The following is a 14,051-nucleotide window of genomic DNA, read 5'->3' as shown; positions in this document are numbered from 1 at the left end:
CCTCGCTGCGGTGTGGGCCTCTCTTGGGCGTTCGGCACCTCTTCAGAACGTGGAGGCAGATCCGGGCCATCTCGGGTTCAGGACCACCCGCGCCTTACGGCCATGCCGCAAACGACGCTTCTTCGGCTGGCAATGCGGAGGCTTGGTCGCGCCTGTAGCGGGCCGGAGGGCTGCCCATTTGTTGGCTGAACACCCGAGAGAAATACGCCGCATCGGTAAACCCCAGATGAAACGCGATTTGACCCGTTGTCATGCCCGTGTTGGTAAGAAGATCGCAGGCCTCGCGCAGGAGCTCGCGTTGCAGATAGGCTTTGGGCGACAGATTTGTGCTGCGCCGGATTTCGGCGCGCAGGCGGTCGGTGTCTACGTTCAACTCTTTTGCGTAGTCAGCCACGCGCCATTGGTCGCGTGCGTGGCGGCTTGCCAAAAGCATAAAGCGTTCCGCCAGCCGTTGCGGCGCACTGCCCGAGGCCACAAGGTAGCTGCGCGCATGGCGCCAAAGCCGCAGGAGCAGCAGTGACAGCAGGTGATCCACCGCCAAATCCACGCCCGGCGCACCGCTTGCCAATTCCTCACGGATGTCCCCGATCAATCCCGATAGCTTGCTTGTGTCTTCAATGCCGAGGGAAAGGGGCTGAGCTAGGGTGTCGCGCATATGCTCTCCCAATGGGGTGGCGGGAAAGGCCCGCATGACCGCGTCGTGGGGGATAAAGGCGAGAAGTCCCCGCGTGCCGCCCTCTACGACCAGTTCACGGTCTGCTCCGTCATTCAACCAGATGACACGGGCACCAGAGGCCCCGGAAGCCGCCGTGTCCCCTTGGCTTCCCGTCGGGCGCAAATGCGCCTCGCCGGCATACATCAGCAAGAGTTGCGCGCGACCAGCCGACAGGAAATAGGCCGAGCGGGTGAGGGGGCTTCGGATTTCCTGCACCGATAGGCGTCGATCCTGTGGGGAAGAAGGGGACGTGGTTCGCATGGGGCTAGGGTGGACCCTGCGCATCGGAACGTCAAGAAAAGTACAATTATTAGACTGAAAAATACATTTTTTGTGCCGAACCTTGGGGCTACGGTGGTGAAGAACGCGCAGGGAATGGATCGCGTGTTCTGTTCGGCCCGCTGACATCAGGTGTGCCGGAGTTAGGGAGGATACCATGAATACGATGACCAAACGCGCCACTTGGCGCGCGATTTCGATCGGCCTGACCTCGGCGCTTGCCATGCAGGCTACACTCGCCCATGCCCAAGACGACGCGATTACCATCGGCTACGCCGTGGCGCGTACCGGCGCAAATGCCACCGGGGCCGGGATCACCACGATCCCTAATTATGAGCTGTGGGTGAATAATGTGAATGCCGCCGGGGGGCTGACTATGCCCGATGGCAGCCAACGCATGATTGAGGTCGTGGAATACGACAGCCGCTCTTTGAACGAAGACCTTGTGCGGGCGTTTGAGCGGCTCGCGACCCATGACGAGGTAGACCTTATTCTGCCGCCTTGGGGCACCGGGGCGAACCTTGCCGTGGCCCCGTTGTTTGACCGCTTTGGCTACCCGCAGTTGGCGGTAACAGCCGTAACGGACCGCGCGCCGGAATTTGCCGCCCGGTGGGAGCGGAGCTATTGGATGCTTGGCGGTGGCAGCGACTATGCAGAAGGTCTGGTAGAAGTCCTGTCGGCAGCCCAAGAGGCGGGTTCGATCAATAACCAAGTGGCGGTTGTTTCCGTGGCCGATGGTTTTGGGATCGACCTGATTAACGGCGCTCGTCCCGCATTTGAAGAGGCAGGTTTTGAGCTGGTCTATGACGAAACCTACCCGCTGGGGACCTCTGACTTCGCCGCGATCCTGAGCGAGGCGCAAAATTCGGGCGCTGACAGCTTCATCGCCTTTTCCTACCCGCCCGGCAGCTTCGGGATCACCGGCACGGCCCGGTCAATGGGGTATAACCCGCCGGTGTTCTACATCGGGGTCGGCGGCGCGTTCCCGATCTATCCCGGCATCGCAGAGGGTCAGGAAGAAGGGGTTATGTCGATTGGCGGCGTGAACCCGGATTCCCCTGAAATCGCTGCATATTTTGAAGATCACACGGCGTTCGTCGGCAGCCCCCCCGATAGTTGGGCTTCGGCAGTGACCTATGCCTCGCTGGAAATGCTGGCGCAATCGATCGAGCGTGTTGGACTGGATCACGGGGCACTGGCGAACGAGCTTTCGACTGGCTCCTTTGAGACGATCATCGGAGAGGTCACGCTGGAAGATAACCAACTGCGGGATCTGTGGTGGGTTGGTCAATGGCAGGAAGGATCGTTCCGGGCGGTCAACCCCAGCGACGCAGAGGGCGCCTCAGACGCGGTGATCCCTCGGTCTGGCTGGGAATAGGCCCGCCACGGCCACGCTTTTCCGCCGGGCCCTGTCATGGGGCCCGGCACCACCTTCTCCCGGACACATGAAATGTTTCTCACTGTATTGATCCTTGGGACCGTGCTTGGCGGAACCTATGCGCTGTTGGCCCTTGGTCTGACGCTGCAATACGGCATCGCCCGTATTATGAACCTTGCCTACGGAGAAGTGACGCTGGTTGCCGCGTTCTTTCTGGTCTGGGCGTTCCAAGGGCTGAACCTGTCGCCGGTTTTGTCGATCCTCTTGCTGACACCGGCAGGCTATGGCGCGGGTTGGCTGCTTTATGCGGTGATGATGCGGCCTTTGGTCAAACGCTCAGGTGCCAGTGGACGGCTAGAGGTCGATTCAATCCTTGCCACATTCGGACTGCTCTTTTTGCTGCAAGGGCTGTTGCTGATCACCTTCGGACCCAACTTCACCTCGATCTCTTATCTCGATCAGGGGGTGGACATCTTGGGGGTGTCGGTCTCGGCTAACCGTTTGATTGCATTTGTTATCTGCGTCGTTGCAGGGGCAGGGCTGTTGTTGGTGCTGACAAGAACCCGTTGGGGCCTGTCGCTGCGTGCGGTTGCCCTGAGCCCGGGGTCCGCGCCGCTTGTGGGGATCGACGTGAACCGGGTGGCGCGGCAGGGCTTTGCCCTTGGCACCGCGCTGGCGGCCACGGCAGGGGGGGCGCTGGCGATGTATCAGACGTTCTCGGCCACTGAAGGGGTCATCATTACGATGAAAGCCCTTGTGATTGTGATCATGGGTGGCAAAGGCAATGTCGGCGGAGCGCTGGTAGCCGGGCTTGCCCTTGGCCTGATCGAGACATTCGTGGCCACAGCGATTGATCCGGGCCTGACCCTTGCGGCCACATTCGCCATCTTCTTGCTTGTACTACTCTGGCGCCCTCAGGGCCTGTTCGGAAGGAACTGAGTCATGCGCGTGATTGCTATCTCTCTTGTGGCGCTGATTGCGTTGGCGTTGGTGCCGCTAGTGGCAAGTGACTATCAGATTGGTCTGCTAATCGGGCTGGCCACCTATGTCACCTTGGCCACGGCCTGGTCCCTGTTTTCTGGCCATACGCGCTATATTTCGCTGGCGACCGTAGCGTTCTATGGCATTGGAGCCTACACCGTTGCGGTCCTGAATGAGACCTTGCCATACCCCATCGTGTTGCTGGTCGCGGGATTGGTGGGCGCGGTTGTAGCGCTGTTGGTTGGGCTTTCGACCCTGCGGCTGTCAGGGGTCTACTTCGTGATCTTTACCTTCGGCTTGGCCGAGCTCGTGCGCCAGTTAATCACTTGGTACGAGGTCAATGTGACCGGCACCTTGGGCCGCTATATCTTCCTCGATATCACGGCGCGCGAAATCTACTGGCAGATGCTGGCATTGGGGGCTGTAACCATCGCGTTGGCCGCCTACATCCAGCGGCGCCGGTTGGGCCTTGCCCTTCGAGTGATCGGCGATGATGAAACGGTTGCCTCCCACGCAGGGATCAATCTGGCGCAGACCAAGCTTTTGGCCTTTGTGCTATCGGCCATATTGCTGACCCTTGCCGGCGCCATTGTATCGCCGCGATGGGTCTATGTGGAGCCGTCGATCGTCTTCAACCCCACTGTCAGTTTCCTGACCGTCATCATGGCGCTCTTGGGCGGAGCCAACCGCCTTTGGGGGCCGGCACTAGGGGCTGTGCCTCTGTTTCTTGTGTTCGAATGGCTATCGGCCGACTTCCCGGACACCTATCCGATCATCATGGGGCTGTTGTTCATCGGTGTGGTGTTTCTTCTGCCCAATGGGGTGATCGCCGGTCTGGAAAGCCTGCGCAATAAGTGGACACGTCAGACATGAGTATCCTTGCGATTGACAATGTTACCAAGACCTTTGGCGGGCTGAAGGCCGTGAACGCGGTCTCGTTTGAACTGGCAGAGGGCGAGATTGCGGGCCTTTTGGGGCCCAATGGCTCTGGCAAGACAACGCTGATCAACCTGATTTCGGGGGCTTTGCCACCGACCAGCGGGCGCATTGCCTTCGGCGCTGTCGTCTTGTCGGGCCGTCGCCCTGATGTGATTGCCCGCGCAGGTGTGGCCCGAACTTTCCAGCTAGTGCGCATTCTGCCCTCTTTGACCTTGCAGGAGAACGTCATGATCCCTGCGGTGTTTGGCGGGCCAAGCCTTTGGGGCCGCGAGGCGCAGGCCAAGGCAGAGCGCACCCTTGAAAAAGTGGGGCTGGCGGACCGCGCCCATCTGCCTGCCGGGGATCTAACCTATATTGACCAGAAGCGCTTGGAACTTGCCCGCGCATTGGCCTCCGAGCCGCAGTTGTTACTTTTGGACGAATGGCTGGCCGGTCTGAACCCGACCGAGCTTTTGGAGGGGATCGAACTGATCCGTAGCCTGACGGCTTCGGGGCTGACAATCTTGATGGTGGAACACATCATGCCCGCCGTCCGCGCCCTGTGTCCGCGCTCTATTGTGATGAACTCTGGCAGTCTGATCGCCGATGGACCCACCGATGCAGTGCTTTCCGATCCCGAGGTCATTGCCGCCTATTTAGGAAGGGTCGAGGAACATGCTTGAGGTCCGTGATCTGAGCATCCGCTATGGGATGCACACCGCGCTTGAAGGGGCTTCGCTTGACGTGGCGCAGGGTGAAATGGTGGCCATCCTCGGCGCCAATGGGGCAGGGAAATCCTCGTTGCTCAGTGCCTTGGGGGGGCGCGTCAGGCCCCATAGCGGCCATATCCGATATGAGGGCGCTGACCTTCTGTTGCCGCCCCAACACGCGTTCGTTGAAATGGGCATCGCCATGGTCCCAGAAGGGCGGGGCGTCTTTCCGGCCATGAGCGTTGCGGACAATCTGGCCCTTGGCGCCCATCCTGCCCGCGCCCGTGCCAACGCCCGAGTGCAGAAGGAATTGGCGTTTGAGTTGTTTCCGAAACTGGCAGAACGCCAGCAGCAGGCCGTCGGCACCATGTCCGGGGGCGAGCAACAGATGGTGGCCATTGCCCGTGCGCTGATGTCCGCGCCCGATCTGCTATTGCTGGACGAGCCGTCTTTGGGGCTCGCCCCGATTGTGTCGCAAGAGGTTTTTGCGGCTCTGGGGCGCATTCGGGAAAACGGCCTGACGATCGTGATTGTCGAACAGAACGCCGCTGCCACTTTGGCACTGGCAGACCGGGCCTACCTGCTTGAAGCGGGGCGGGTCACCGGGTCGGGCCGGGCGGCTGAGCTGCGCAATGATCCCGCCGTCATCAGCACATTTCTTGGCGGCAGCGCCGCAAGCTAAATCAAAGGAAGACAAAAATGCAAACCTTGGACCTCTTCATTAATGGTGCCTATGTCTCCGCCGAAGATGACCGCAGTTTCACCCGAGAAAATCCGATCACGGGGGAAGATGTAACGCGGGCTGGGGCTGCTTCGCTTGAGGATGGCCGTCGGGCGGTCGATGCGGCGGCCCGTGCCTTTCCCGCTTGGTCCGCCACCGGACCGGGAGAGCGGCGCGCCAAGCTATTGAGTGCGGCCGAAAACCTGAAGGCGCGTGGCGATGACATCGTGCAAGCGATGAAAGAGGAAATTGGCGCAACCGAAGCCTGGGCGCGTTTTAATGTGATGCTCGCCGCCGATATGCTGGTGGAGGCGGCGGCCCTGACCACCCAAATCCACGGAGAGATTATCCCCTCCAACCGCCCCGGCTCTACCGCTATGGCGATGCGTCAGGCGGCGGGCGTGGTGCTGGCCATTGCCCCTTGGAATGCGCCGGTGATCTTGGGCGTCCGCTCCATCGCCACGCCTCTGGCCTGTGGCAATACGATTGTCATGAAAACCTCTGAACTCTGTCCCCGGACCCATGCGCTGATTATCGAGGCGGTGGCCGAGGCAGGTTTCCCGCCCGGTGTGCTGAACGCGATCTCCAACGATCCAAAGGACGCGCCGCAATTGGTGGAGTCCCTTATCGCCAACCCTGCGGTCCGGCGCGTGAATTTCACCGGCTCCACCCGGGTCGGGCGCGCCATTGGCGAGTTGGCAGGGCGATACCTAAAACCGGCGCTCCTGGAGTTGGGTGGAAAGGCCCCGATGCTGATTCTGGAAGATGCCGACATTGACGCCGCCGTATCCGCCGCGGCTTTCGGTGCCTATATGAACCAAGGTCAAATTTGTATGTCCACCGAACGGATCATCACCGTCGGTGACATCGGTGACGCCTTTGTCGAGGCCTTCGCAAAGAAGGTTGCGACGCTTACGGCGGGTGACCCGCAACAGGGGAATACGCCTTTGGGCGCGCTGATCTCTCAGGCAGCCGCCGACCGGGTCAACAGCCTTGTGGCCGATGCCGTGGACAAGGGCGCAAAGCTGATCGCCGGAGGTGGCGGCGTGGGGCCGATGCTCGATGCCGCGGCACTCGATGAAGTCACCCCGGATATGCGCATCTATACCGAGGAAAGCTTCGGCCCGGTTGCTGCCATCATCCGAGCTGCCTCGATTGACGAGGCGGTGCGGATCGCGAACGAAAGCGACTTTGGCCTCGCCTCCGCCGTGTTCAGTCGCGACACGGCCAAGGCGTTGAACGTGGCTCGGCGGATTGAGGCAGGGATCTGCCATGTCAACGGCCCCACCGTCCACGATGAGGCGCAGATGCCCTTCGGTGGCGTGAAGGCCTCCGGCTTTGGCAGGTTTGGTGGTACTTGGGGAATTGCAGAGTTTACGGACCTACGGTGGGTCACGATCCAAGATGGCCCGCTGCACTTCCCGATCTGAGACCGGCTGCGGCGAGAGATCTCCGCCAGGGCAGGGCCCGTCGTGTTAACCAATTCGGCGGGCTGACCGGCGCGGCGACGGAAGGGGGCAGGGCGCCTCTTTGTCGGGCAATCGGTAGGGGCCATCCCGGCAATCACTCCCTAAGCCAGATCGCTACTGGTCATTCCCGTGGCTTTTGCGCAATCTGCCCCATATGCATGACCAGCTGGAGACGACCATGGGCCACCCCCTTTCCCTTTGCCGCACCTTGCAACAGGCGATCTTATGACGCGCGTTGTGTCCATTGGCGAATGTATGGTGGAGATGGCCCCGGGCGAGGTGGACGCGACCTTTGAGCGTTCCTTTGCGGGCGACACCTTCAATACTGCTTGGTATCTGGCGCAGCTTGCGCCGGGGTGGCAGGTGGATTTCCTGACGTCCGTGGGCAGTGATAGCATCTCCGATGAATTCGTGGATTTCGCGGCGAAAGCGGGGGTGGGCACGCAACATATCGCGCGACATCCCAAGCTTGGCATGGGGCTTTACCAGATCGAGCTGACCGACGGCGAACGCGCGTTCCACTATTGGCGCGATACCTCTGCGGCGCGGACCTTGGCCAAGGACGAGGCCGTTTTGACCAAGGCGCTTCAAGGGGCCGATATCGTGTTTTTCAGCGGCATCACCTTGGCCATTTTGACGGAAGAGGAACGCGAAGTGCTGTTTGACGCGATCTCGGAAGCGCAGGCAGACGGGGCGTTGGTGGCCTTTGATCCCAACATCCGCCCCCACCTTTGGGACGCCCCCGAAGACATGCGGGCCGCGATCATGGAGGCGGCGCTCAGCTCGGAAATCATCCTGCCGTCCTTCGATGAAGAGGCCGCGCAATTCGGTGACGCGGACCCCAAAGCCACCGTGGCCCGCTACCTGTCGGCAGGCGCGACCAGCGTTGTAGTCAAGAATGGCAGCGGAGAGGTCCAGTATTCCTGTGGCGGAGAGGTCGGCACCCACAACCCCGACCCGGTGGCGCAATTGGTGGATACCACGGCAGCAGGAGACGGCTTCAACGCGGGCTTTCTGGCCAGCTTGATTGCGGGCAACACGCCAGCGGATGCAGTGGCGGCGGCATGCAAGGTCTCGGCCAAGATCATCCAATCGCGCGGCGCGTTGGTGGACGGGGTGAGCTAAGGCAGCTTGATGTTTCGGTTCATCCACTCCTCTGACCTGCACCTCGATAAGTCCTTCGGCACCTTCCCCGAAGACGTGCGCGTGCGCCTGCGCCAGGCGCGGCTAGAGGCGCTGACGACCTTGGCCGAACGCGCCCGTGCGTCCGGTGCGCAACACGTGCTTCTGGCCGGTGACACCTTCGACAAGATGACCCCGACGCCCAAAGCCATCCGCGATGCGTTGAACGCCATGGGGGCGGCCCGCGATATCTCGTGGTTGTTTTTGCCCGGCAACCACGACCACGCCAACGCGACCGAGCTTTGGCGCACCTTCACCGCTGATGCGCCGCCCAATGTCACGGCGTTGCTGCGCCCCGAGCCTGTCGCCCTGTCGGAAACCGTCACCCTGCTTCCGGCCCCCCCGACGGAACGGCACCCGGGCCGCGATCTGACCGAATGGTTCGACAGTGCCGAAACCGGTGACGCCCTGCGCATCGGGCTGGCCCATGGCTCCATCCGGGGTTTTTCGTCCGAGGACGGCGGCGCCTCTGTCTTGTCGGCGGATCGGGCGCGGGATGCGGGGCTGGCCTATCTGGGGCTTGGGGATTGGCATGGGCAACTGCAAGTGTCTGAGAGAACATGGTATTCCGGTGCGCCCGAGGCCGATAGCTTCAAGCATGAAACGACGCCTTCCGCGCTATTGGTGGAGGTGGAAGGGCAAAATACGCGGGTCACACCACAACCAACAGCACGGCTGATTTGGCAAAAGGCCGAGGTTGAGCTGACCGGAGAAGAAACGTCCCTAACCCTGCCGGAAGAGGGACGCGCCCATACGTTAATGTCGTTAACCCTTACCGGGCGCGCCCGTCCGGCCCTGCGCCAGCGGATGGAAGCGGACATCGCCCATGCCACACCGGATTTCCTGTGGATGGAGGCGCACCTTGATGCGTTGGGAATGATCCACGACACCTCGGATTTGGATCAAATCGACCGTCACGGTGCGTTGCGGGCCGCCGCCGATACTTTGGTGGCAGAGGCGGAAGACGACGCGCTGTCCCCGGAGGACCGCGCCACCGCGCGTGCCGCCTTGTCGTATCTGTTTTCCTACGCGCTGGAGGCCTGACATGCGTCTGCGCTCTCTCACCCTCAGCAATGTGCGAAAGTTCGCCGGTAAACGCGCCGAGATCACCGGGATCGGCGACGGGATCACCGTGGTTTCCGAGGCCAATGAATTCGGCAAATCGACCTTTTTCGACGCCCTTCACGCCCTGTTTTTCGAAAAATACAGCTCTGCCGCGAAGCCGGTCAAAAGCTTGCAACCCTACGCTAAAGGGGCGGTAGAAATCGCCGCTGAGATCGAAACAGACGCGGGCCTTTTCCGGGTTGAGAAGTCGTTCCTGCAACGCAAATCCGCCCGCATTCTGCGCCAACCAAGCGGCGCCCTGATCGCTCAGGATGATGAGGCCGAACGCTGGATCGCGACAGCATTGGGATCAGACAAGAACGGCCCGGCAGGGTTGCTGTGGGTGCGCCAAGGGGCGATAGGGTTGGACGCGGACACCAAGGACGAAACAGCTAAGCAGTTGGAAACGCGACGCGATTTGCTTTCCTCCGTGAGCGGAGAGATTGACGCGATGACCGGCGGTCGCCGCATGGACCGGGTGATGAAGCGCGTGGCGGAGGAGTTGAAACCTCTGGTCACGGCGACGGGCAAGCCTACGGGGCAATGGCGGGCGCTGAACTCGGAAATCACCGAGATGGAAGGCGAGTTAAGTACGCTCGACGCGCAGATCGCCAAGCTGTCTCAGGCGCTGACAGACCGCAGACAGGCAGAAGTGACGTTGGCGCAATTGGATCAACCCGAGGCGCGCGCAAACAGAGCCGCAAGTTTGACCAAGGCGGAAGCGGCGCTGGCCGAGGCGCGTGCCCACGCCGGGCAAGTGGAACGCGCCGCGCAAGATCACCGTTTGGCCCAGATCGAGGCGGACGCCGCCCGCAAGGGTCTGGATGATTTCCTTGCCGCGATTGACCGCGTGGCCCGGGCAGAAACGACGGCAGCGGAAGCGGCCGAAGCCCGCGCCACCGCACAAGAACACGCGCAACGACAAGAGACCGCGGTTCGGGCGGCGCAAGAGGCCAAGAAGACGACCGCCACCGCCGTCTCCAATGCTCGTATCATGCAGGAAGCCGCCCGCAATCAGGCCGACGCACGCGCTGCAAAGGCCCGCGCCGAAGGCTTGTTGGCACAGTTGCAAAAGATTGAAACGGCACAAAAATCCCGAGATGAAGCGCGGGCCAAAGTGGCTGCCTCAAAGGCGACAGCAAAATGGTTAACGCAGGTGGAAGAGGCCCATTCCGCCGCCGCCACGCAAGCCGCCGCTGTGTCGGCGCAGGCCGTAACGATGCGTCTTGACTACTCCACTGACACGTGGGCGATCCGCGACGGGGCCCCCTTGCCGGGCGACGAGGTGATTGCGCTGACGGGTTCCACGAAGATCGAATTCCCGGGGATTGGGGCGATGCATTTGCAGGTGCCTGACGGCGGGCAAGAGGCGGCGGTATCCCTAACGCGGTCGCAGGCGCGGCTCGATGACATGCTCTCGCACGCGGCGGTTTCATCCCTGCGGGAAGCGCGTGAACGGGCGGCGAAACATGCGAAATGGGTGCAGGAGGCAGAGACAGCGGACACGATTCTGCGCACCTTGGCTCCGAACGGTGCGGACCCGCTTCGGGCCGAGATTTCCGCCGCTGAACTTGCCGCAAAAGACGCCGATGACACGCCGTTAACCGACCAAGACACCTTGGATCAGGCCTTGGCGCAGACCCAGGTCGATGACGCCGCCGCGCAGGCTGCCTTGGCGCGGGCCGAGGCAAATTATGCCACCGCGAGAGAGGGCGCTATTCGCGCCCAAGCCGCCGATCAGAACGCTCAAGCCGCCCTGGAGGCGGCCCTTGTGACAGCTGGTGACGCGGGCGTGCGCGATGGCCAGCGCGCCGAGCTGATCCGGGTGGACGCGCAGTCGGCGCAAGCCCTTGAGGGTAAAGCGGAAGCCTTGGAGGCGCTGCGGACAGGAGCGCCGGATCTGGCCACTGCGAAGGCAGAATTCACCCGGGCGCAAAACGCGGTTCAAGCGGCCCGCGAGCAGGTGCAGAAATTGCAGGTGCGCGTGGCCTCACTTTCGGCGGAAATCCACGCTCTGTCGGAAGCCGGGATTGAGGAAACACGCGATACCCTTGCAGGGCAGCTAGAGGCCGCGCGGGACCAAGCGGCGCGTTTTGATGGAAAAGTGGCTGCATTGACCCGTCTGAAAGAGGCGCTGGAGGCGGAAAGAACGGCCGCGCGAGACACCTACTTTGGCCCGGTGCAGGCGGAGTTGGCGCCGCTTTTGTCGATCCTTTACGATGAGGCTGGCTTGCAGTTTGACACCGACAACTTGCTGCCGACCGGACTGACCCGCGCCGAAACCGAAGAGCGTCTGGACAACCTTTCCGGCGGCACGCAGGAGCAGATCGCAATCCTGACGCGGCTGGCCTTCGCGCGGCTGTTCCAAGGGCAGGGGCGGCACATGCCGATCGTTCTGGATGACGCGCTGGTCTACTCGGATGACGCTCGGATCGTGAAGATGTTTACCGCGTTAACCCGTGTGGCGCAGGATCAGCAAATCCTCGTTTTCACGTGCAGAACCATGGCCTTCATGGAATTGGGCGGCACCCGCCCCGAAGTGGCGATCAGCGCGATCTAAGGCTTGCGCGGCATGAAATTCTTTCGCGGTTTGCCAACCGCGCGGAGTTCATGAGAAGGTTTGAAAACGCAAGGAAGGGGCCCGTAATGTCCGCAATCGATCACAGCGACGCGACGCAAATCAGGACGGCGATCCGGAATGGATCGTTTGCCGGCCATACCGCGGGCATGGCGCCGGGGAAGTTGCAGTGCAATCTGGCGATTTTGCCGGCGGAGCACGCGCTCGACTTTTTGCGGTTTTGCCAGCGCAACCCGAAGCCTTGTCCCGTCGTCGGGGTAAGCGAGACAGGTGATCCGATGTTGCCAACCCTCGGCCGTGATATCGACATTCGCACCGACGTGCCCCGCTACCGGGTGTTCCGCGACGGGGCGCTGAGCGAGGAAGTTAACAACATTAAGAACCTTTGGCGTGATGACATGGTGACCGTCGCGCTCGGATGTTCGTTCACCTTCGAGAACGCGTTTTTGCGGGCCGGTATTCCTGTGCGCCATATCGAGGACGGGGTGAACGTGCCGATGTTTCGCACCAACATTCCGCTTGTTCCGGCGGGGCCCTTCACGGGAAATATGGTGGTAACGATGCGCCCAATCCCGGAAGAGTTGGTGGAAAAAGCCTTTGAAATCAGCGCGCGCTTTCCTCAGGCCCACGGGGCGCCGATTGCCAAGGGCGACCCCGCGGCACTCGGAATTGAAGATCTTTCGGCCCCTGACTACGGCGATGCAGTTCAGGTCAGGCCCGGTGAAGTGCCGGTCTATTGGGCCTGCGGGGTCACGCCGCAGAACGTGTTGCTAACGGCGAAATTGCCCCTGTGCATTACCCATGCACCCGGTCACATGCTGATCGCCGATGTGGCCGAAGATGCAGAAACGCCGATTTTCACAGCTTAGTTAAGCCACCTTCAATCCATGTCGCGGATCACACGCATGGTCCGAAACTCTTCTTGCTCGGGCTCAGCGGCCAAAAGCGCGGGCTGCATCCTGCTTTGCTGCGCGTAGGTATGCGCCTCCAGGCGGCCGAGTTCGCGCTTCACAAGTTCAACCTGAAACAGCAACCGGTCCTTGGATTCACGAAGGTGGGTCATTGCGTCTTCCAACTCGTGAACGTTATCCGCCGCAAATCCGCCCGCCTCATCGACGGACACGATGTTGAGGGCGGGCATCAAGACCCAATCCAGCGCGTCGCGGTAAACCTTGGAGGTCAGCGCATCCATCGGGTAGGCAAAGGTATCATCGTTCAACAAGGTGCGGTGGGGATTGCCGGCAAAGGCCGCGAAACGCACCAACGCCCGAGAGGGGTTATCTCCGTGGGTCGAGAAAATGACGCGCAGTTGTTGAACGGACAGACCGGGCAGGGTGAGGTCGAAGTCCGGGTTCGAATAAACGCCACTGGTGTCAGAGAAATTGTTTAGGATCGGGGTTAACGCCTCCACCAGTTCGCGGCAGAAAACGTCGGAAATTGGTTGATCTTGTACAAAGGAAATGCGGTGGCGCAGATCCTTTCGGGTGACGACCACAGCCACAGCAATCCACGGCTCGGAAGGAGCCGCGTGGGAAAGTGTTATGGATAGCCCTTCCGCAAATTGGGTTGCCGGAGCCATGGGAACCTCCGTTTTCCGCATTTGATGAAATATTTAGCGGTCATTCCTTAAAAAAACCTTAACGCCGTCCGGTTTTTGCGGAGGTTCCTAGGGATTCTCAGGGTGAATGTGGCCAAAAATATGGGTCACGTGACCTTGGGCGTCGGTAACTGTCGACCCCTGTGCGGTACAGGTCAGCAGCCGCCCGTCTTGGCACACAATCCGTGCCGTGCAGTTGAAATTCTCCCCCGTCACATGGGCCGTATCCCAAAGTGCTTGAACCTTTTCGCGGTCGCCATGGTGGAACAGATCCGAGAGGCTGTGAAACACCGGCGCGTCGGCGGGGTTGGTGTAGCCTAACAGGCCATAGATGTTAGGGCTCCAGTAAGGTTTTTCGTCAACAAGGTCAAAGGAGTAGAACGAAAGGTTCCGACTGTCCTGCACCCTTTCCATTTGCT

The 14,051-nt window shown here is 61.3% G+C and carries 13 protein-coding genes; 10 read left to right on the top strand and 3 right to left on the bottom strand.

Annotated elements, in window-relative coordinates:
- Positions 1–94 precede the first annotated feature (94 nt).
- The gene (locus K3728_10915) at positions 95–976 is read right to left on the bottom strand and encodes a helix-turn-helix transcriptional regulator (protein UWQ94243.1); all 882 of its coding nucleotides are present in this window, start codon (positions 974–976) and stop codon (positions 95–97) included.
- Between the two features lie 175 nt (positions 977–1,151).
- On the opposite strand from K3728_10915, the gene K3728_10910 reads away from it, so the two are divergent.
- The 10 genes from K3728_10910 to K3728_10865 all read left to right on the top strand — a co-directional run bounded on the left by K3728_10910 (position 1,152) and on the right by K3728_10865 (position 12,904).
- Positions 1,152–2,372 carry an amino acid ABC transporter substrate-binding protein gene (locus tag K3728_10910; protein ID UWQ94242.1) on the top strand — a complete coding sequence of 407 codons (1,221 nt, stop codon included), beginning with the start codon at positions 1,152–1,154 and terminating at the stop codon, positions 2,370–2,372.
- A 72-nt stretch (positions 2,373–2,444) separates the two neighbouring features.
- Positions 2,445–3,311 (top strand): branched-chain amino acid ABC transporter permease, encoded by an 867-nt coding sequence (locus K3728_10905; GenBank protein UWQ94241.1) that lies wholly within the window; start codon positions 2,445–2,447, stop codon positions 3,309–3,311.
- A 3-nt stretch (positions 3,312–3,314) separates the two neighbouring features.
- The gene (locus K3728_10900; GenBank protein ID UWQ94240.1) at positions 3,315–4,226 is read left to right on the top strand and encodes a branched-chain amino acid ABC transporter permease; all 912 of its coding nucleotides are present in this window, start codon (positions 3,315–3,317) and stop codon (positions 4,224–4,226) included.
- Positions 4,223–4,954, top strand: coding sequence for an ABC transporter ATP-binding protein (locus K3728_10895; protein UWQ94239.1), 732 nt, complete (start codon positions 4,223–4,225; stop codon positions 4,952–4,954). The genes K3728_10900 and K3728_10895 overlap by 4 nt, the downstream gene beginning before the upstream one ends.
- Positions 4,947–5,663: an ABC transporter ATP-binding protein gene (locus tag K3728_10890; GenBank protein UWQ94238.1), complete on the top strand. Its 717-nt coding sequence runs from the start codon at positions 4,947–4,949 to the stop codon at positions 5,661–5,663. Before K3728_10895 ends, K3728_10890 begins: the two co-directional genes overlap by 8 nt.
- A 17-nt stretch (positions 5,664–5,680) precedes the next feature.
- The gene (locus K3728_10885) at positions 5,681–7,132 is read left to right on the top strand and encodes an aldehyde dehydrogenase (protein UWQ94237.1); all 1,452 of its coding nucleotides are present in this window, start codon (positions 5,681–5,683) and stop codon (positions 7,130–7,132) included.
- A gap of 264 nt (positions 7,133–7,396) precedes the next feature.
- Positions 7,397–8,296: a sugar kinase gene (locus K3728_10880; GenBank protein UWQ94236.1), complete on the top strand. Its 900-nt coding sequence runs from the start codon at positions 7,397–7,399 to the stop codon at positions 8,294–8,296.
- A 9-nt stretch (positions 8,297–8,305) separates the two neighbouring features.
- A complete protein-coding gene (locus tag K3728_10875; protein UWQ94235.1) occupies positions 8,306–9,397 on the top strand; it encodes a metallophosphoesterase in 1,092 nt (363 codons plus the stop codon).
- A gap of 1 nt (position 9,398) precedes the next feature.
- Positions 9,399–12,017, top strand: a complete 2,619-nt coding sequence (locus K3728_10870) for an AAA family ATPase (GenBank protein ID UWQ94234.1) — start codon at positions 9,399–9,401, stop codon at positions 12,015–12,017.
- Between the two features lie 86 nt (positions 12,018–12,103).
- On the top strand, positions 12,104–12,904 hold the full coding sequence (locus tag K3728_10865; GenBank protein UWQ94233.1) for a putative hydro-lyase: 801 nt from the start codon (positions 12,104–12,106) through the stop codon (positions 12,902–12,904).
- 11 nt (positions 12,905–12,915) lie between these two features.
- On the opposite strand, the gene K3728_10860 is transcribed toward K3728_10865, so the two are convergent.
- Entirely contained in the window at positions 12,916–13,614 is a 699-nt protein-coding gene (locus K3728_10860; protein ID UWQ94232.1) for a hypothetical protein, read from the bottom strand.
- An 87-nt stretch (positions 13,615–13,701) separates the two neighbouring features.
- Complete coding sequence (locus K3728_10855; GenBank protein ID UWQ94231.1) at positions 13,702–14,046, bottom strand: PAS domain-containing protein; 345 nt, start codon at positions 14,044–14,046, stop codon at positions 13,702–13,704.
- Positions 14,047–14,051 lie beyond the last annotated feature (5 nt).

It is taken from the genome of Rhodobacteraceae bacterium M385, from assembly GCA_025141835.1.
GTDB lineage: Bacteria > Pseudomonadota > Alphaproteobacteria > Rhodobacterales > Rhodobacteraceae > Gymnodinialimonas.
Note: the sequence above shows the minus strand (reverse complement) of the source record. Positions and strands in the feature narration are given on the sequence as shown.

Excerpts from the sequence above, each read along its gene's own strand:
- K3728_10875 (UWQ94235.1), top strand. The coding sequence starts at position 8,306 with ATGTTTCGGTTCATCCACTCCTCTGACCTGCACCTCGATAAGTCCTTC.
- K3728_10900 (UWQ94240.1), top strand. The coding sequence starts at position 3,315 with ATGCGCGTGATTGCTATCTCTCTTGTGGCGCTGATTGCGTTGGCGTTG.
- K3728_10910 (UWQ94242.1), top strand. The coding sequence starts at position 1,152 with ATGAATACGATGACCAAACGCGCCACTTGGCGCGCGATTTCGATCGGC.
- K3728_10890 (UWQ94238.1), top strand. The coding sequence starts at position 4,947 with ATGCTTGAGGTCCGTGATCTGAGCATCCGCTATGGGATGCACACCGCG.
- K3728_10865 (UWQ94233.1), top strand. The coding sequence starts at position 12,104 with ATGTCCGCAATCGATCACAGCGACGCGACGCAAATCAGGACGGCGATC.
- K3728_10860 (UWQ94232.1), bottom strand. The coding sequence starts at position 13,614 with ATGGCTCCGGCAACCCAATTTGCGGAAGGGCTATCCATAACACTTTCC.
- K3728_10895 (UWQ94239.1), top strand. The coding sequence starts at position 4,223 with ATGAGTATCCTTGCGATTGACAATGTTACCAAGACCTTTGGCGGGCTG.
- K3728_10915 (UWQ94243.1), bottom strand. The coding sequence starts at position 976 with ATGCGAACCACGTCCCCTTCTTCCCCACAGGATCGACGCCTATCGGTG.
- K3728_10905 (UWQ94241.1), top strand. The coding sequence starts at position 2,445 with ATGTTTCTCACTGTATTGATCCTTGGGACCGTGCTTGGCGGAACCTAT.
- K3728_10870 (UWQ94234.1), top strand. The coding sequence starts at position 9,399 with ATGCGTCTGCGCTCTCTCACCCTCAGCAATGTGCGAAAGTTCGCCGGT.
- K3728_10855 (UWQ94231.1), bottom strand. The coding sequence starts at position 14,046 with ATGGAAAGGGTGCAGGACAGTCGGAACCTTTCGTTCTACTCCTTTGAC.
- K3728_10885 (UWQ94237.1), top strand. The coding sequence starts at position 5,681 with ATGCAAACCTTGGACCTCTTCATTAATGGTGCCTATGTCTCCGCCGAA.
- K3728_10880 (UWQ94236.1), top strand. The coding sequence starts at position 7,397 with ATGACGCGCGTTGTGTCCATTGGCGAATGTATGGTGGAGATGGCCCCG.